Genomic DNA, 15664 nt, shown 5'->3' with positions numbered 1-15664 from the left:
CAATAGTTATAGGGGGCAACCCCGACTCAACCAGGAGTGCCGGAGGCCAGCCGCGCCGCCGCCGCCTCCACCGCGGCCTCGCGGATGGGGCGCCGCGCCTCCCCCGCCGCGCGGGCGCGGGCGAGGATGTGCGGGGGTGCGGTGAAGGGCGTGCCGCTGCGGAAGGGCGGCTCGGGGTCGTATTCGATCTGGAGCTGGATCTGCTGCGCCGCGTCCTCGCCCGCGATGTCGGCCACCACGCGCAGCGCCATGTCAATGCCGGAGGTGACGCCGCCGGCGGTGTAGAACTTGCCGTCCTTCGTCATGCGCTCATCCCGCACCTCGGCGCCGAAGCGGGCCAGCAGATGCCGCGCCGCCCAGTGCGAGCCGGCGCGGCGGCCGCGCAGCAGCCCGGTGGCGCCGATGAGCAGCGAGCCGGTGCAGATGCCGAAGACGTTCTCCGCGCCCTCGCATTGGCGGCGGACGAAATCCACCGTCTCCGCATCCGTCAGCGCGTCATCGGTGCCGGGGCCGCCGGGGATGGCGAAGAGGTCGTATTGCGGCGCCGTGGCGAAGCCCTGGTCGGCGTGGATGACCATGCCCTTGGCGGTGCGGACGGGGCCCGCCTGCTTCGCCACGATCTCGACCTTCCAGCCGGGGAGGTTCGCCAGCACCTCATAGGGCCCGGTGAGGTCGAGCTGGGTGAGGCCGGGGAAGAGCAGCAGGCCGGCGGTCTTGGTGGCTTGGGACATGGGCGGGCGTTTCCTTGGACGGGGCTTTTCGCCATGTTCGCGGATGGGCGCGCCGGTGCAATAGCTGCGGCAGCCTGCTTTACGGGGCGGGTTGCGCCCGCGTAATCTGCGGTTGGCGTGCGCGGGCGTGCCGGAATGGTAGACGGAAGGGCCTTAAAAGCCCTCGGCCGCAAGGCCGTGCGGGTTCGAGCCCCGCCGCCCGTATTTTCATGTTTGAGAGGGCGATTCACCGCTACGGCGATTCCGCCTCCGCGGATCGCACTCTACGCCGTCCCCACCCGCCGCTGAAACCAGGTCGAACTGATCCACACCCCGTTCTTCCGCGCATATTCCCGGAAGGTGCCGACCTCCTCGAACCCCATCTTCCGGTGCAGCGCGAGCGAGGCCTCATTGGGCAGCGCCACCCCCGCCACCGCCAGATGCACCGGCTGCGCCGCCAACCGCTCCAGCAGCGCCGCGTAGAGCCGCTTCCCCGCGCCCAGCCCGCGCCGTTCCGGGTGCAGGTAGATGCTGGTTTCCACCGTCGTGTCGAAGGCGGGGGTGGGGCGATAGGGGCTGCTATAGGCGCAGCCCACCACCGCGCCCGCATGCTCCGCCACCAGCAGCTGGTGCCGGCCCGTGCCATAGGTCGCGAACCAGGTGGTGCGGGATTCCAGCGTGTGCGGCACGGTCGTGAAGGTCACATGCCCGTGGGCGACATAGTGGTTGAAGATCTCGACCAGGGCCGGAAGGTCCCGGGCCTCGCCTTGCCGGATGTGGAGCGCGTCCATGGTGCCGTCCCGATGCCATACGGGGAAAAGCCTAGGCCCGGCGGCGTGGCCTGTCAGGGGGCGCGGCTTGCCCTCGCCCCAGCCTCGGGCAGGATGGCGGCAACAACCGGAGGAAGCGCCACCATCATGCTCACCATTCTCGAACCCGAAGCCCTCTACCCCGACACCGCGCTGGAACGGGGCATCTGCGGCGAGGGCGTGCGCCTGCTGCAAGGCAATGCGAAAAAATCGCTGCTGGAACTCCCGGACGAACTCTGCGCCGAGGTGGACGGCCTCATGACCCTGCGCCTCGCCGTCCCCGCCGAGGCGCTGGCGAAATTCCCGAAGCTCAAGGTCGTGGTGCGCATGGGCGTGGGCTATGACCGCGTGGACCGCGCCGAATGCGCGCGCCGCGGCATCAAGGTCTGCAACGTGCCCGACTACGGCACGGCCGAGGTCGCGGACACCGCCATCACCATGGCGCTCGCGCTCCGGCGCGGCATGGTGCTCTACCACGACGCCATGCGCGACAACCCGCCCTGCCCCTGGGGCGTGCTGCCCAACAAGATCGTGCGGCGCTTCGACGTGCAGTGCTTCGGCGTGCTGGGGCTGGGGCGCATAGGCACGGCGGCGGCGCTGCGCGCCAAGGCGCTGGGCTTCCGCGTGACCTTCTATGACCCGCATCTGCCCAAGGGCGCCGACCGCGCGCTGGGCATCGCGCGGGCCGACAGCCTGCACGCGCTGATGGCGCAATCCGACGTGCTCTCCATCCATTGCCCGTTGACGCGGAACACGCGCGGCCTGGTGGATGCGGCGGCGCTGGCGGCGCTGCCGGAGAACGCGGTGGTGATCAACACCGCGCGTGGGCCGATCCTGGACCTCGACGCGCTGGAGGCCGGGCTGCGCTCGGGCCGCATCGCGGGCGCGGGGCTCGACGTGCTGCCGGTGGAACCGCCCGTGCCGGAACCGCCCCTGCTGGCGGCCTATCGCGCGCGGGAGGATTGGCTGCGCGGGCGCCTGGTCATCATGCCGCACGCCGCCTTCCACAGCCCGGAGGCCTGGGACGACATCCGCCTTAAGGGCATCGAGACCATGCGCGACGTGCTGCTGCGCGGCCTCGACACCAACGTCATCCGGCCAGACAGCGACTGAGGGCGGACGAGAGGCCGACACTCGGCGCCACGCCCCCGCGTGGGGCGCGGCTGCCGGGCAGGGCATCAAGGGCGGCGCGCAGGCTGCACAGCACGGGCACGGGCAGCAGCGGTTGCAGAAGCGCGTCGAGCCCGACCAGCCCCGCGCCGCCCAGCAGCACGGCGCCGGCACCGTTTGCGATCTCGGCGCGCGCCGTCTCCGCCAGCAGCACGGCCGCGCCTTCGGGGTCGCGCGCGATCATGTCGCCGGTGGGTGTGATGGCGGCGACGCGCACCTGTTCGCGCGTCAGCCCGCGCACCAGGAAGAATTCCTCCAGCATGGACACCCAGGCGGCGCCGCCGGTCAGCACCGCCACGCGCGGGGCCAGGCGCAAGGCGGCGCGGATGGAGGCATCGGCCATGCCCAGCACGGGCAGCGGGAACAGCTCCCGCGCCGCGTCCAGCCCCGGCTCGCCGAAGCAGGCGATCAGCGCGGCGTCGTAGCCGGCTGCGTTGTCGGGGCCGATGTGTTCGGCCAGCGCCTCCAGCACCGCGTGCCCCGCCACGGCGACGGCGGCGCGGCTCGCGATGTAGCGCGCGCCGAAGGGGGCGGTGACGGGCGTGATCTCATGCGCGCACATCCCGCGCGCGGCGGTGGCGAGGCGCTGGGTGATGGCCTCATCCGTGTTGCCGTTCAGCAGCAGCAGTTTCAACGCGGGGCGTCCTTGCGGTCGAAGCGCCAGGGGGATGCGCTGTCCTCATTCGCGTCGAGGCGCAGGCGGTGCTCCAATGGCGGAAAGGCGCGGCTGCGGCAATCGGCCCGGTCGCACAACCGGCAGGACAGCCCGATCCCCACCCGCGCCGTCACCAGGTCCAGGCCGTCGGCATAGACCACCTCCTCTGTCCTGGTGATGTCGCAGCCGATGGCGACGACATGGGTGGGCGGAGGCTCGCCCCAGCGTGGCGAGGTGCCGTGCATGGCGCGCGCGATGCAGAGGAAGGCCGCGCCATCCGGAAGCTCCGCCGCCTGCACGCGCGTGACGCCAGGGGTGGCGAAGGCGTGGTGGACGATCCATTTCGGGCAGCTTCCGCCGAAGCGCGCGAAGGGGAAGCCGGCGGCGGAAAAGCGCTTCGTGACGTTGCCCGCCGTGTCCGCGCGCAGGAAGAAGAAGGGCAGGCCGCGCGCGCCCTCGCGCTGTAGGGTGGAGAGGCGCTGCGCCACCTGTTCGTAGCTGGTGCCGAAGCGCGCGGCGAGGCGTTCCACATCGTGCCGCAACTCACGCGCGGCGCGCAGGAAGGGCGCGTAGGGCATGAGCAAGGCGGCCGCCGCGTAGTTCAGCAGGCCGATGCGGATGAGCTGTTCGGCCTCGCTGGTGCTGGGCTTGGTGTCGGCCAGGGTGGCGTCCACGGCGTCACGCGCTTCCAGAAGCATCAGCTGGAAGGCCATGCGGAAGCCGCGCGATTCACGGGGCAGGGATTCGGCCAGCCAGAGCTCGCGCGTGCGCGGATCGTAGCGGCGGTCGGCCTCGGGCATGGCCGTGACGGTGACGGTGACGTTGTGCTTCTGCCGCAGGCGCTGGGCGATGGCGTGGTTCATCTCGGCCGGGCTCGCCTGCAACTCGGCGCCGAGGGATTCGGTGAAGGTCTCGATGCGGGCGAAGTGGTTGCCGCGTTCGTGGAAGAAGTCGCGCACCTCCTCGTTCGGCAGCAGCAGGCGGCGGCCGGAGGGCAGGGCGATGCCCGACGCATCCTCGCGCGCCACGCGCCAGGCGCGATACAGCGCCAGCACGCCGCGCGCCGCATTGGGGGCGCTTGCGGCGATGGCCTGGACCTCGTTCTCGGGCATCACCTCCAGGCCCAGCATGGGGTCGGACAGCACCTCGCGCAGCCCGGCTTCCAGCTGCCGTTCGGCGTGACCGGACAGGGCCGCCAGGTCCACGCCCAGCGCCTCGGTCAGCTTGATGAGGACGGTGGCGGTGACGGCGCGCTGGTCGTGCTCGATCAGGTTCAGGTAGCTGGCCGAGATGCCCAGCCGCGCGGCCAGCGCCTGCTGGGTGAGGCCCATCTCCAGGCGGAGGCGGCGGGCCGTGCGGCCGATCAGCGGGCGGGACATGGGACGCGGTCCTTCACAAGCTTCACGGATTTGCGGGGCATCACGTCGCGGCCTTCACAGTCTTGCCGCGTGAAGCGCCATTCTGCGCGTGATTTCGGCGGGCGCAATGTCAATTATTCACACAGCGAACAGCACCCACGGAGACACGCCCATGCGCCCCACCCCCACCCCGAACCTCGCCCCCGATGGCGGCGGCGGCCGTGACCGCGACCCTGGCCGGTTCGAGGGTATCCGCCGCGACTACACGCCGGCCGATGTGGTGCGCCTCTCGGGCAGCTTCCGCACGCAGCACACGCTGGCGGAGATGGGCGCGCGGCGGCTGTGGCATCTGCTCCGCACCGAGCCCTTCGTGAACACGCTGGGCGCGCTGACGGGCATGCAGGCCTTGCAGCAGGTGAAGGCGGGGCTGAAGGCCATCTACCTCTCCGGCTGGCAGGTGGCCGCGGATGCGAACAGCGCGGGGCAGATGTACCCGGACCAGTCGCTCTATCCGGTGGACAGCGTGCCGGGCGTCGTGCGCCGCATCAACAACGCCCTGCGCCGCGCCGACCAGATCGCGACCATGGAACGTCTGGACGGCAAGGCCGATGACGCCACGCACCACATGGCCCCCATCATCGCCGATGCGGAAGCGGGCTTCGGCGGCGCGCTGAACGCCTATGAGCTGATGCGCGCAATGATCGAGGCCGGTGCCGCCGGCGTGCATTTCGAGGACCAGCTGGCGTCCGAGAAAAAGTGCGGCCATCTCGGCGGCAAGGTGCTGGTGCCGATCAGCCAGCACATCCGCACGCTGAACGCGGCGCGGCTGGCGGCGGATGTGGAGGGTGTCAGCACCGTGCTGCTCTGCCGCACCGATGCGGAGAGCGCGCAATTGCTCACCAGCGATGTGGACGAGCGCGACCGCCCCTTCATCAGCGGCGAGCGCACGCCCGAGGGCTTCTTCCGCATCAAGCCCGGCATGGGCAAGGACTACGCCATCGCCCGCAGCCTGGCCTACGCCCCCTATGCCGACCTGCTGTGGTGGGAGACGAGCGACCCCGACCTGCAGGACGCGCGTGACTTCGCCGAGGCCATCCACAGGCACTTCCCCGGCAAGATGCTGGCCTACAACTGCTCGCCCAGCTTCAACTGGCAGCGGAAGATGGGTGTGGAAGCGGCGGCGAAGTTCCAGCGCGAGATCGGCGCCATGGGCTACAAATTCCAGTTCGTGACACTGGCCGGCTTCCACAGCCTGAACCTGTCCATGTTCAAGCTGGCCCGCGGCTATGCCGAGCGCGGCATGGGTGCCTACAGCGAATTGCAACAGGCCGAATTCGCGGCGGAAGCGGAAGGCTTCACCGCCGTGCGCCACCAGCGCGAGGTGGGTGTCAGCTACTTCGACGCCGTCGCCCAGGCCGCCAGCGGCGGCACCGCCAGCACCACCGCCATGAAGGACAGCACCGAGGCGGCCCAATTCCACCACGCCTGACCCAGGAGGACAGACCGATGAACCCGGACACAAGCAACGACACCCCGCAACGCCAGGAACCGCGCGGCCAGGCCGAGCGCCCGATGGTCCATCACCCCGAGGATTTCGACGACGGGCTGGTGCACGCGCACAACTACGCCTGTGGCGAGCGCGGGCGGCCCGCGCACTAACCTAGGCGCGGATCCAGCCAGGGCATGCGCTGCGCCACCCAGGGCGTGGCGCGTGCCCCTTCCTCGTCCAGCGCCACGCCGAGGCCGGGCGCCTGCGGCACCGCCGCCGCACCGCTGTCGAAGCGCAGCGAGGCACCGCCACACAGGCTGAAGAAGCGCTCCGTCTCGCCGAACTGCACCTCCAGCGGCAGCAGGTTCGGCAGCGTCGCGCAGGCGTGCAGGGAATGCGCGTGGCAGACAGGGCCGGTCGGGTTGTGCGGCGCGATCTCGACGCCCGCCGTGAGCGCGAGGGCGGCGATGCGCCGCATCTCCTCATGCCCGCCGCAATGCTTCATGTCGGGCATCAGCACGTCATAGAGGCCGCCCTCCACCAGCGGCCGATAGGCGGCCAGGCCCGACAGCGTCTCGGCGCCGGCCAGCCGCATGCCGCGGTCATTGGCCATGCTCCGCAGGCGGCGGATTTCGGCGTGGTTGGCCTCGGCCACCAGGCATTCCAACCAGAACAGGTCGAGCGGCGCCACGTCGCGGATCAGCGACGCCGCGCCCCCGGGCGAGAAGCGCCAATGCGCGTCCACCATCAGCGCCACATCGCGGCCGATGGCCTCGCGCACGGCGGCGATGCGCGCGATGCCTTGCGCGTAGCCCACGCGCCAGCCCTCCGCATCTTCCCAGACAATCGGGTCGAAGGGCGCCAGCTTCACCGCGCTGAAGCCCGCATCCAGCGCACGCCGCGCGGCGGCGGCGAAGCCCTCGGGCGTGCGGGGCGACACGCCGCGGTTGATGTTGGCGTAGAGCGGAATGCGCGGCCGCAGCGCGCCGCCCAGCAGCGCATGGATTGGCGCGCCCGCCGCCTGCGCCGCCACATCCCACTGCGCCTGCTCGAAGGCGGACAGCACCGTGTGCGCGACCAGCCCGCCCGGCGCATGCGGCAGCAGCCGCGCCAGGCGGTTGCGCGCCAGCGCGTCCTGCCCCGTGACCTCGGCACCCAGCCGCGCGGCCTCCGCCGCCAGCAGGGCCTCCTGGCCCGAGAGCGTGCATTCGCCGAGGCCGGTCAGCCCGCCCTCCGTCCGCAGCAGCAGGAAGCACCAATTGGTCTTGGGCGTCACCGCCACGCCCAGGAAGTCCAGCGCGGCGATACGCATGCTCATGCCGCCAGGGCCTCCGTGAAGACGCCCGGGTCCACATTGCCGCCGCTGAGAATGATGGCCGTAACCCGGCCCTGGGTCGGCAGCTTCCCGGCCAGCACGGCGGCCAGCGCCACCGCGCCGCCCGGCTCCACCACCAGCTTCAGATGGGTGAAGGCGAAGCGCATGGCGGCGCGCACCTCGGCCTCGCTCACCACCAGCCCGCCGGCGACGAGGCGCTGGTTGATGGCGAAGGTCAGCACCCCCGGCTCCTTCGCCAGCAGCGCGTCGCAATAATTCGTGCCGCGCAGATCATTGGGCAGGCGCTGGCCCGCGCGGAGGGAGCGCGTGGTGTCGTCCCACCCCTCCGGCTCCACCGCGAAGATGCGCGCCTCCGGGCACAGCGCGGAAATGGACAGCGCGCTGCCCGCCAGCAGCCCGCCGCCGCCCGTGCAGATGGCGAATTGCTCGGGCACCAGCCCCGCCGCCCGCGCATCCTCGATCAGTTCCAGCATGGCCGTGCCCTGGCCCGCGATGACATGCGGATGGTCATAGGGCGGGATGACGTGCAGGCCGTGACGCTGCGCCAATTCCTCCACCATCGCCTCGCGGTCCGTGCCGTGGCGGTCGAAGCGATGGATGTCCGCACCCCAGGCGCGCGTGGCATCCACTTTCACCTGCGCGGCGTCCTCGGGCATCGCGATCAGCGCGCGCAGGCCCAGCGCATGCGCCGCCGCCGCCGTCGCTTGGCCGTGATTGCCGGAGGAATGCGTCACCACGCCACGCGCCCCCGGCGGCAATTGCAGCGCGGCATTGGTGGCGCCGCGCAGCTTGAAGCTGGCCGTGATCTGCAAGGGTTCGGGCTTCACCAGCACCGCGCCGCCGGCGGCTTCGTCCAGCGCGCGGTGGCGCAGCATGGGCGTGCGGCGGATGCGGCCCGCGAGGCGCGCGGCGGCGTCCTGCACATCGGAGAATTCGGTCATGCGAAGCGCCTCGGGTCGGTGGGGCGGATGGCCCCCTTGATGTCGGGTTCGGGCTCGGTGCCGCGCACCAGATGGGCCAGGAGGCGGCCCGCGGCGGGCGCGGTCTGGATGCCATACCCCCCCTGCCCGCACAGCCAGAAGAAGCCCGGCGCCGCCCCCTGCCCGATGGCGAGGCCACGGTCCGGCGTGAAGGTGCGCAGCCCCGCCCAGCGGTGCTCCACGCGGTGCACGGGAATGTCCAGCGCCTGCTGCATCCGGTCCACGGCGATGGCGACGTCGAGCTCATCCGGCTGGGCGTCGCCGGGCTCGGCATCGGTCTCGTCGGCGGGGCTGACCATCAGCTTGCGACGGGCCTCGGGCCGCACATACCAGCTGTGGCCCACATCACCGACCAGCGGCCAATGCGTGCTGTCGTATTGGCCCGGGTCCACGATCAGCGCGGTGCGGCGCTTGGGCTGCAGGCCGATGGGCGTGACCTCGGCCAGGCGCGCCACCACATCGCCCCAGGCGCCGGCGGCGTTGACCAGAACGGGGGCGGCGTGGACTTCGCCCGAGGTCGCCTCCGCGTGCCAGAGACCGTTGGCGCGCCAGATGCGCCCCGCGCGGTGGCGCAGCGCCAGCACGCCCCCCGCCGCCTTGATCTGCCGCAGGAAACCCTGGTGCAGCGCGGCCACGTCAATGTCGAAGGCGTCGCGCTCGATGGTGGCGGCGACGGCATAGTCGGTGCGGATGGCGGGGACGAGGGCGCGCGCCTCCTCCACGCTCAGCCGTTCGAGGCCGATGCCCTCGGCCAGCGTCTCCTCCAGGTGGGGAAGCTGCGCGGCATCGGCCAGGTTCAGGATGGCGCGGGTCGTGGCCAGCGGGGCGTCGGCGAAGCCTTCAGGCGGGCTTTCGAAGAAGGCGCGCGACGCGCCGGTCAGGATGCGCGCATCGGCGCTGCCATAGTTCAGGATCCAGATGGCGGCGGAGCGCCCGGTGGTGTGGTAGCCCGCCACCTCCTCGGCCTCCAGCAGGGCCACGCGATGGGTGGCGACGAGATGCGCGCCGGCGGTCGCGCCGGCGATGCCCGCGCCGATGACCAGCGCGTCGGAAAACAGGGTGCTCATGGCCGCGCATCCTGGTCGCCCCATGAAATTGCAGCAAGCCGTTGCAATGGGGATCACGGCATGACTAGGCTCCCTCCCAGCGGCGAAGACCGCGGAAGAAAAAGCACTGGAGGAGAGTTCAAGATGGCAGACAAGGATCTGTCGCGCCGAGCCCTGTTGGGCGCGGGTGCGACCGCTTTTGCCGCGGGCACGCTCTCAGCGCCCGCCGTCTTCGCCCAGCCCACCACCACGCTGCGCTGCGGCTTCTGGGACCATTGGGTCCCGGCCGGCAATGGCGCCATCCGTGAGCTCTGCGCCGAATGGGGCCAGCAGAACCGCGTGAATGTGCAGGTGGACTTCATCACCTCGGTCGGCAACCAGAACCTGCTGACCATCGCGGCCCAGGCGCAGAGCCGCTCGGGGCATGACCTGCTCTCCTTCCCGACCTGGGAGCCCGCCGCGAAGGCGGACCTGCTGGAGCCGGTGGACGACGTGATGGGCCGCCTCATCGGCAAATACGGGCCGGTGAACGACGCGGCGGAATATCTGGGCAAGATCCGCGGCACCTGGCGCGCCATCCCGGCCGTCTCGGGCACGCAGATGAAGCCCGCCTGCGTCCGCTTCGACCTGCTGGAGCAGCATGCCGGCATCGACATCCGCGCCATGTGGCCGGCCGAGAACCGCCGCGGCCCGGGCGCCGACAGCTGGAACTGGGACACCTTCCTGGCGGCGGCGGAGAAATGCCACGCCGCCGGCGTGCCCTTCGGCATGCCCATGGGCAGCTTCACCGACGCGGTGGACACCACCGGCGCCATCCTCGCCTCCTTCGGCGCCTCGATGATGGATGCCCGCGGCAATGTGACCGTGCGCGGCAATGCGAAGCTGAAGACGGCGGTGGAATACCTGGTGCGCCTCTCGCGCTTCCTGCCCAACGATGTCTGGGCCTGGGATGACGGGGCGAACAACCGCGCGCTGATCTCGGGCCGCTCGGCGCTGATCTTCAACCCGCCCTCGGCCTGGGCGGTGGCGAAGCGCGACGCGCCGCAGGTGGCCGAGAAGTGCTGGACCGTGCCGATGCCGGCGGGGCCCGAGGGCCGCTTCGTGCCCTACCTGCCCTATTTCTGGGGCATCTGGGCCTTCAGCCGCAACAAGGGCCCGGCGAAGCAGCTGCTGGAATTCCTGAGCGAGCGGTCCTCGGCCGAGAAGCAGACCAACACCTCGAACGGCTATGACATCCCGCCCTTCAGCAGCATGAGCGACTTCGCGGTCTGGGCGACTGAGGGCCCGCCGGTGGGCACCGTCTACAACTACCCGCTGCGCGAGCACCACAACGCCCGCGCCAGCGTGGCCCAGGCGCCGGCACCCGCCGAATTCGCGGTGCAGGCCTACCAGCAGGCGCTGAACACCAAGGTCGTCGCCCGCGTGAACCAGGGCGGGGAGACGGTGGACCAGGCCCTGGCCTGGCTGGAGCGCGAGCTGAACACCATCCGCCGCGGCGGCTGAGTGCCCATGGCGCGGGCGGGAGGGGCCCGCCCGCGTCTTCGCAGCAGCTAAGGGGAATTGAGCATGGCAGCCGATGGCAGCCTGGCCGGCGCGGCCCTCCGGCGCGGCGCGCCCAACAGCCTGCAACGCTTCGCGCGGCGCCGGTCCTCGATCGCGGTGCTGATGACCACGCCGCTGCTGGTCATCATCATCGGGCTGGTCGCCTATCCGGCCGTCTATGCCATCTACCTCTCGATGCTGAACCGGCGGATGACCGAGTTCGTCGGCACGCTGAACTACGAGATCCTGCTGGAAAGCGAGACCTTCTGGATGGTCGCGTTCCAGTCCTGCTTCTTCGCCATCACGGCGGTGCTGCTGAAGGCGCTGATCGGCTTCTGGCTGGCGCACATGCTGCACGACATCCCGGACCGCGGGCAGCGCAAGTGGCGCGGCATGCTGCTGGTGCCCTGGGTGATTCCGCCCGCGCTCTCCACGCTGGGCTGGTGGTGGATGTTCGACCCCTCCTACTCCTCGATCAACTGGCTGCTGGCCGTGATCTCGGTGCCGGAGGTGCCCTGGCTCGGCCACCATTGGTGGGCGCGCATCGCCATCATCATGGTGAATGTCTGGATCGGCGCGCCCTTCTTCATGATCATGTACCTGGCCGCGCTGAAATCGGTGCCGGAGCAGCTCTATGAAGCCGCCGCCATTGACGGCGCCACGGGCTTCCAGCGGTTGCGCTACGTCACGCTGCCGATGATGGCGAACATCATCTCCATCACGGTGCTGTTCAGCCTGATCGTCACCTTCGCGAACTACGACATCGTGCGCGTGCTGACCAATGGCGGGCCGCGTGATCTCACGCATGTCTTCGCGTCCTACGCCTTCCAGGTGGGCATCCTGTCGGGGAACATCCCGCGGGGTGCGGCGGTGTCGCTCTTCATGCTGCCGCTGCTGGCGCTGTGCGCCTTCTTCGTCCTGCGCGGCGTGGTCCGCCGCAACAAGGAGCAGATGTGATGTCGGCGACCGCGATGAACCGGGACGTGCCCGGCATCTACCACAAGGCCGGCAGCCTGCGGGCGGAGCGTCGCTGGGCGCTGTGGGTGGCGTATATCAGCCTGACGGTGGCGGCCATCATCTTCCTGGCACCCCCTTCTACATGCTGATCACGAGCCTGAAGGGCAGCGCCGAGATCGCGGGCATGACGGGCAGCCCCTGGCTCGTGCGGAACCCGACGCTGGACAATTTCGCGGCCATCGTGACGAACCCGATGTTCCAGCGCTTCATGCTGAACAGCCTCATCATCACGGGCTGCGTGGTGGCGATCACGATGGTGGTCTCGGTGCTGGCGGCCTTCGCGCTGGCGCGGATGCGCTTCTGGGGCAGCCAGGCGCTGGCGACGGGCGTGTTCCTGACCTACCTGGTGCCGGACACGCTGCTGTTCATCCCGCTCTATCAGATCGTGGGCGGGCTGGGGTTGCTGAATTCCATCTGGGGTCTGGTGCTGGTCTATCCGACGCTGACCGTGCCCTTCTGCACCTGGATCATGATCGGCTACTTCGCCTCCATCCCGAAGGAGCTGGACGAGGCGGCGCTGATTGATGGCGCCACCTGGCCGCAGATGCTGTGGAAGATCTTCATCCCGGTGGCGCTGCCCGGCATCATCGCGGCCACCATCTTCGCCTTCACCGTGTCCTGGGCGGCCTTCGTCTATCCCACCGCCTTCGTCACCACGCCGGACCAGATGCCGCTGACCATCGGCGTGGTGTCGCAGCTGGTGCGGGCGGACACCTTCGCCTGGGGGCAGATCATGGCGGGCGCCTTGATGGCGGCGCTGCCGCCGGTCGTGATCTACGCCTTCCTGATGGACTACTACATTGCCGGTCTGACGGCTGGTGCGACGAAAGGCTAGCCGTCCGATCGCCGAAGCGCCGCGAGGCGCGGAGGCGTGAATCGGCCGGCGCAAAGACAGGGATGGACCATGGCTGAGGTTTCGCTGCGAAAGATCGTCAAGGCCTATGAGGGCGACGTCCAGGCCGTGAAGGGCATTGACCTGGAAATCGCGGACCATGAGTTCTGCGTCCTCGTCGGCCCCTCCGGCTGCGGGAAGTCCACCACCCTGCGCATGATCGCGGGGCTGGAGGAGATCACCTCCGGCGAGATCGCCATCGGCGGCACGGTGGTGAACGACATCCCGCCGCGCGACCGCGACATCGCGATGGTGTTCCAGAACTACGCGCTCTATCCGCACATGTCGGTCTACGACAACATGGCCTTCGGCCTGCTGCTGCGGAAATTCCCCAAGGCCGAGATCGACCGCCGCGTGAAGGAAGCCGCGCGCATCCTCGACATCACGGTGCTGCTGGACCGCAAGCCCAAGGCGCTCTCGGGCGGGCAGCGGCAGCGCGTGGCCATGGGCCGCGCCATCGTGCGCGACCCCAAGGTGTTCCTGTTCGACGAGCCGCTGTCCAACCTCGACGCCAAGCTGCGCGTGCAGATGCGCACCGAGATCAAGAAGGTGCACCAGACGGTGAAGACCACCACCGTCTATGTCACGCATGACCAGGTGGAGGCGATGACGCTGGCCGACCGCGTGGTGGTGATGAACCATGGCATCATCGAGCAGGTGGGCCCGCCGCAGGAACTCTATCACCGCCCCGCCACGCGCTTCGTGGCCGGCTTCATCGGCAGCCCGGCCATGAACTTCATTCCCGCGCGGCTGGAGAATGGCGCGGCCGCGCTGAACCTGGTGCTGGACGATGGCAGCGTGCTGCCCGTGCCCGCGGAACGCACCGCGCGCTACAAGCCCCATGCCGGCCGCGCCGTGCTGCTGGGCCTGCGCCCCGAGCATCTGACCGAGCCGCGCGAGGGCCGCGGCACCTATGCCGACATCGCCATCAAGCCCGAGGTGATCGAGCCCATGGGCATGGAGACGCTGGTGCACTTCCACCTGGGTGAGGCACGGGACCTCTGCGCGCGGATAGATCCCACGCTCAGCGCCAGCCCCGGCGCGCCGCTGCGCCTGACGGCCGACATGGCCCACATGCACCTGCTGGACCCGGAGAGCGGGAGGGTGGTCTAGACCCGAAACCCTCGCGGGCGCAGTCTCCGGCCAGGAGGAATGCACCATGGCCGAGCCCGACTACATGTACATCCCGGTGGAGGAGCTGGAAGGCTTCGTCACGCGCATCTTCGCGGCCTCCGGCTGCAGCGCCACCGAGGCGGCACGCATCTCGAACCACCTGGTCGGCGCCAACCTCTCGGGCCATGACAGCCATGGCGTGGTGCGCGTGCCGCGCTATGTCGAATGGCAGAAGGCGGGGCATGTGGTCGCGGGCCAGAAGGTCGAGGTGGTGACCGATGGCGGCGCCTTCGCCCTGCTGGACGGCAAGTTCGGCTTCGGCCAGACGGTGGCGCAGCAGGCGGCGGAATTCGGCATCGCGCGCGCGCTGGCGCAGGGCTGCTGCATCGTGGGGCTGCGCAATGCCGGCCATATCGGCCGCACCGGCGACTATGCCGAGATGGCGGCGGCGCAGGGCCTGATCTCGGTGCATTTCGTGAACGTGGCGGGCAGCGTGCTGGTGGCGCCCTTCGGCGGCGCCGAGCGTCGCTTTTCCACCGCCCCCTTCAGCGTGGGCGTCAAGCTGCCCTCGGGCCCCGTGATCCTGGACTTCGCGACCTCCTTCGTCGCCGAGGGCAAGGTGCTGGTGGCCAGCAATGGCGGCAAGGCGCTGCCCGACAACGCGCTGGTCACGGCGGATGGCCGCATGTCTGGCGACCCGCACACCCTCTATGGCGACTACCCGGAGGTCGGCCCGCGCAACCCCGCCGGCGGCACCGGCGCCATCCGCGCCTTCGGTGACCACAAGGGGTCGGGCCTCGCCTTCATGTGCGAATTGCTGGCGGGCGCGCTGACGGGCGGCGGCTGCTCCGGCCCCATCACGGAGCGTGGGCGCATCGCGAACGGCATGCTGTCCATCTACCTCTCGCCCAGCCATTTCGCCGATGAGGCCGCCTTCCATGAAGCGGCGCAGAACTATCTCGACTGGGTGAAGTCCTGCCGGCCCATCGACCCCGACGCCCCCGTGCTGGCGCCGGGCGAGCCGGAGAAGACGCGCCGCGCGGAACGCATGGTGTCCGGCGTGCCGCTGACGCGCGAGACCTGGCAGAGCATCCTGGACACGGCGGCCAGCCTGGGCATCAACGGGCCGTAGTCAGAACGACACACACGCCCCGCGCAGCACCGTCAGCACGGATTGCTGGTTGAAGCGCGCCTTCCACGCATTCTCCACGGGCAGCAGCCGGGCCCGTGCGGCGGCCTGGTCGGTGCCGGGCAGCACCAGCAGCAGCACCTTGCTGCGCTCCAGCAGGATGCGCCCTTCCGCGTTGCGCCACTGGCCCGCGCCGTCCAGCGCCGTCAGCCCGTCGGGGAAGGCGGGGGTGACGGTGTCGGCCAGGAAGCCGCGCCATTCCTCCTCCGTGATCTCGGCGCGGCCGGGCGAGGTGCGGCCGAAATAGGCCTCCGCCACCGTGGCCTGTTGCAGGCCGGGCGGGCAGGCGGCGGGGGGCTGCGGCGTGGCGCAGGCGGCGAGCAGCAGCAGCGGGATCAGGCAGCGGAAGGGCGTCATG

The 15664-nt window shown here is 70.3% G+C and carries 17 protein-coding genes and 1 tRNA gene; 10 read left to right on the top strand and 8 right to left on the bottom strand.

What is annotated here, in order from left to right; genetic code table 11:
• Nucleotides 1-26 precede the first annotated feature (26 nt).
• The gene (locus tag ICW72_RS12970; RefSeq protein WP_191083093.1) at nucleotides 27-731 is read right to left on the bottom strand and encodes a DJ-1/PfpI family protein; all 705 of its coding nucleotides are present in this window, start codon (nucleotides 729-731) and stop codon (nucleotides 27-29) included.
• A gap of 121 nt (nucleotides 732-852) precedes the next feature.
• On the opposite strand from ICW72_RS12970, the gene ICW72_RS12965 reads away from it, so the two are divergent.
• Nucleotides 853-935, top strand: a tRNA-Leu gene (locus ICW72_RS12965).
• A gap of 59 nt (nucleotides 936-994) precedes the next feature.
• Here the strand turns inward: ICW72_RS12965 and ICW72_RS12960 are convergent.
• Entirely contained in the window at nucleotides 995-1501 is a 507-nt protein-coding gene (locus ICW72_RS12960; RefSeq protein ID WP_191083092.1) for a GNAT family N-acetyltransferase, read from the bottom strand.
• A 126-nt stretch (nucleotides 1502-1627) separates the two neighbouring features.
• Between ICW72_RS12960 and ICW72_RS12955 the strand changes: the two genes are divergently transcribed.
• Complete coding sequence (locus ICW72_RS12955; RefSeq protein ID WP_191083091.1) at nucleotides 1628-2632, top strand: NAD(P)-dependent oxidoreductase; 1005 nt, start codon at nucleotides 1628-1630, stop codon at nucleotides 2630-2632.
• On the opposite strand, the gene ICW72_RS12950 is transcribed toward ICW72_RS12955, so the two are convergent.
• Entirely contained in the window at nucleotides 2610-3323 is a 714-nt protein-coding gene (locus tag ICW72_RS12950) for an aspartate/glutamate racemase family protein (RefSeq protein WP_191083090.1), read from the bottom strand. The genes ICW72_RS12955 and ICW72_RS12950 overlap by 23 nt on opposite strands.
• Complete coding sequence (locus ICW72_RS12945; protein ID WP_191083089.1) at nucleotides 3320-4723, bottom strand: helix-turn-helix domain-containing protein; 1404 nt, start codon at nucleotides 4721-4723, stop codon at nucleotides 3320-3322. Before ICW72_RS12945 ends, ICW72_RS12950 begins: the two co-directional genes overlap by 4 nt.
• Before the next feature lie 151 nt (nucleotides 4724-4874).
• Between ICW72_RS12945 and aceA the strand changes: the two genes are divergently transcribed.
• Together aceA and ICW72_RS12935 are read left to right on the top strand one after the other, a co-directional pair.
• The gene (aceA, locus tag ICW72_RS12940; RefSeq protein WP_191083088.1) at nucleotides 4875-6191 is read left to right on the top strand and encodes an isocitrate lyase; all 1317 of its coding nucleotides are present in this window, start codon (nucleotides 4875-4877) and stop codon (nucleotides 6189-6191) included.
• A 17-nt stretch (nucleotides 6192-6208) separates the two neighbouring features.
• On the top strand, nucleotides 6209-6361 hold the full coding sequence (locus ICW72_RS12935) for a hypothetical protein (protein WP_191083087.1): 153 nt from the start codon (nucleotides 6209-6211) through the stop codon (nucleotides 6359-6361).
• Here ICW72_RS12935 and ICW72_RS12930 read toward each other — a convergent pair.
• The 3 genes from ICW72_RS12930 to ICW72_RS12920 are packed head-to-tail and all read right to left on the bottom strand — an operon-like array spanning nucleotide 6358 to nucleotide 9574.
• Nucleotides 6358-7509 (bottom strand): mandelate racemase/muconate lactonizing enzyme family protein, encoded by a 1152-nt coding sequence (locus ICW72_RS12930; RefSeq protein WP_191083086.1) that lies wholly within the window; start codon nucleotides 7507-7509, stop codon nucleotides 6358-6360. The genes ICW72_RS12935 and ICW72_RS12930 overlap by 4 nt on opposite strands.
• Nucleotides 7506-8468 carry a threonine ammonia-lyase gene (locus ICW72_RS12925; protein WP_191083085.1) on the bottom strand — a complete coding sequence of 321 codons (963 nt, stop codon included), beginning with the start codon at nucleotides 8466-8468 and terminating at the stop codon, nucleotides 7506-7508. The genes ICW72_RS12930 and ICW72_RS12925 overlap by 4 nt, the downstream gene beginning before the upstream one ends.
• Nucleotides 8465-9574, bottom strand: coding sequence for an NAD(P)/FAD-dependent oxidoreductase (locus ICW72_RS12920; protein WP_191083084.1), 1110 nt, complete (start codon nucleotides 9572-9574; stop codon nucleotides 8465-8467). The genes ICW72_RS12925 and ICW72_RS12920 overlap by 4 nt, the downstream gene beginning before the upstream one ends.
• A 123-nt stretch (nucleotides 9575-9697) precedes the next feature.
• Between ICW72_RS12920 and ICW72_RS12915 the strand changes: the two genes are divergently transcribed.
• The 6 genes from ICW72_RS12915 (at nucleotide 9698) to ICW72_RS12895 (ending at nucleotide 15249) form a co-directional block, all read left to right on the top strand.
• On the top strand, nucleotides 9698-11056 hold the full coding sequence (locus tag ICW72_RS12915; protein ID WP_191083083.1) for an ABC transporter substrate-binding protein: 1359 nt from the start codon (nucleotides 9698-9700) through the stop codon (nucleotides 11054-11056).
• 63 nt (nucleotides 11057-11119) lie between these two features.
• The gene (locus ICW72_RS12910) at nucleotides 11120-12052 is read left to right on the top strand and encodes a carbohydrate ABC transporter permease (protein WP_191083082.1); all 933 of its coding nucleotides are present in this window, start codon (nucleotides 11120-11122) and stop codon (nucleotides 12050-12052) included.
• Nucleotides 12052-12201, top strand: coding sequence for a hypothetical protein (locus ICW72_RS20745; protein ID WP_223880574.1), 150 nt, complete (start codon nucleotides 12052-12054; stop codon nucleotides 12199-12201). The genes ICW72_RS12910 and ICW72_RS20745 overlap by 1 nt, the downstream gene beginning before the upstream one ends.
• Nucleotides 12195-12947 (top strand): carbohydrate ABC transporter permease, encoded by a 753-nt coding sequence (locus ICW72_RS12905; protein WP_223880573.1) that lies wholly within the window; start codon nucleotides 12195-12197, stop codon nucleotides 12945-12947. Before ICW72_RS20745 ends, ICW72_RS12905 begins: the two co-directional genes overlap by 7 nt.
• Before the next feature lie 69 nt (nucleotides 12948-13016).
• Entirely contained in the window at nucleotides 13017-14117 is a 1101-nt protein-coding gene (locus tag ICW72_RS12900) for an ABC transporter ATP-binding protein (protein ID WP_191083081.1), read from the top strand.
• A gap of 46 nt (nucleotides 14118-14163) precedes the next feature.
• Nucleotides 14164-15249 carry a malate/lactate/ureidoglycolate dehydrogenase gene (locus ICW72_RS12895; RefSeq protein ID WP_223880572.1) on the top strand — a complete coding sequence of 362 codons (1086 nt, stop codon included), beginning with the start codon at nucleotides 14164-14166 and terminating at the stop codon, nucleotides 15247-15249.
• On the opposite strand, the gene ICW72_RS12890 is transcribed toward ICW72_RS12895, so the two are convergent.
• The gene (locus ICW72_RS12890; protein ID WP_191083080.1) at nucleotides 15250-15663 is read right to left on the bottom strand and encodes a DUF3574 domain-containing protein; all 414 of its coding nucleotides are present in this window, start codon (nucleotides 15661-15663) and stop codon (nucleotides 15250-15252) included. It lies immediately after the preceding gene.
• Nucleotide 15664 lies beyond the last annotated feature (1 nt).

Source organism: Roseococcus microcysteis (assembly GCF_014764365.1).
Classification (GTDB): domain Bacteria; phylum Pseudomonadota; class Alphaproteobacteria; order Acetobacterales; family Acetobacteraceae; genus Roseococcus; species Roseococcus microcysteis.
This window is presented reverse-complemented; position numbering and strand designations above follow the sequence as displayed.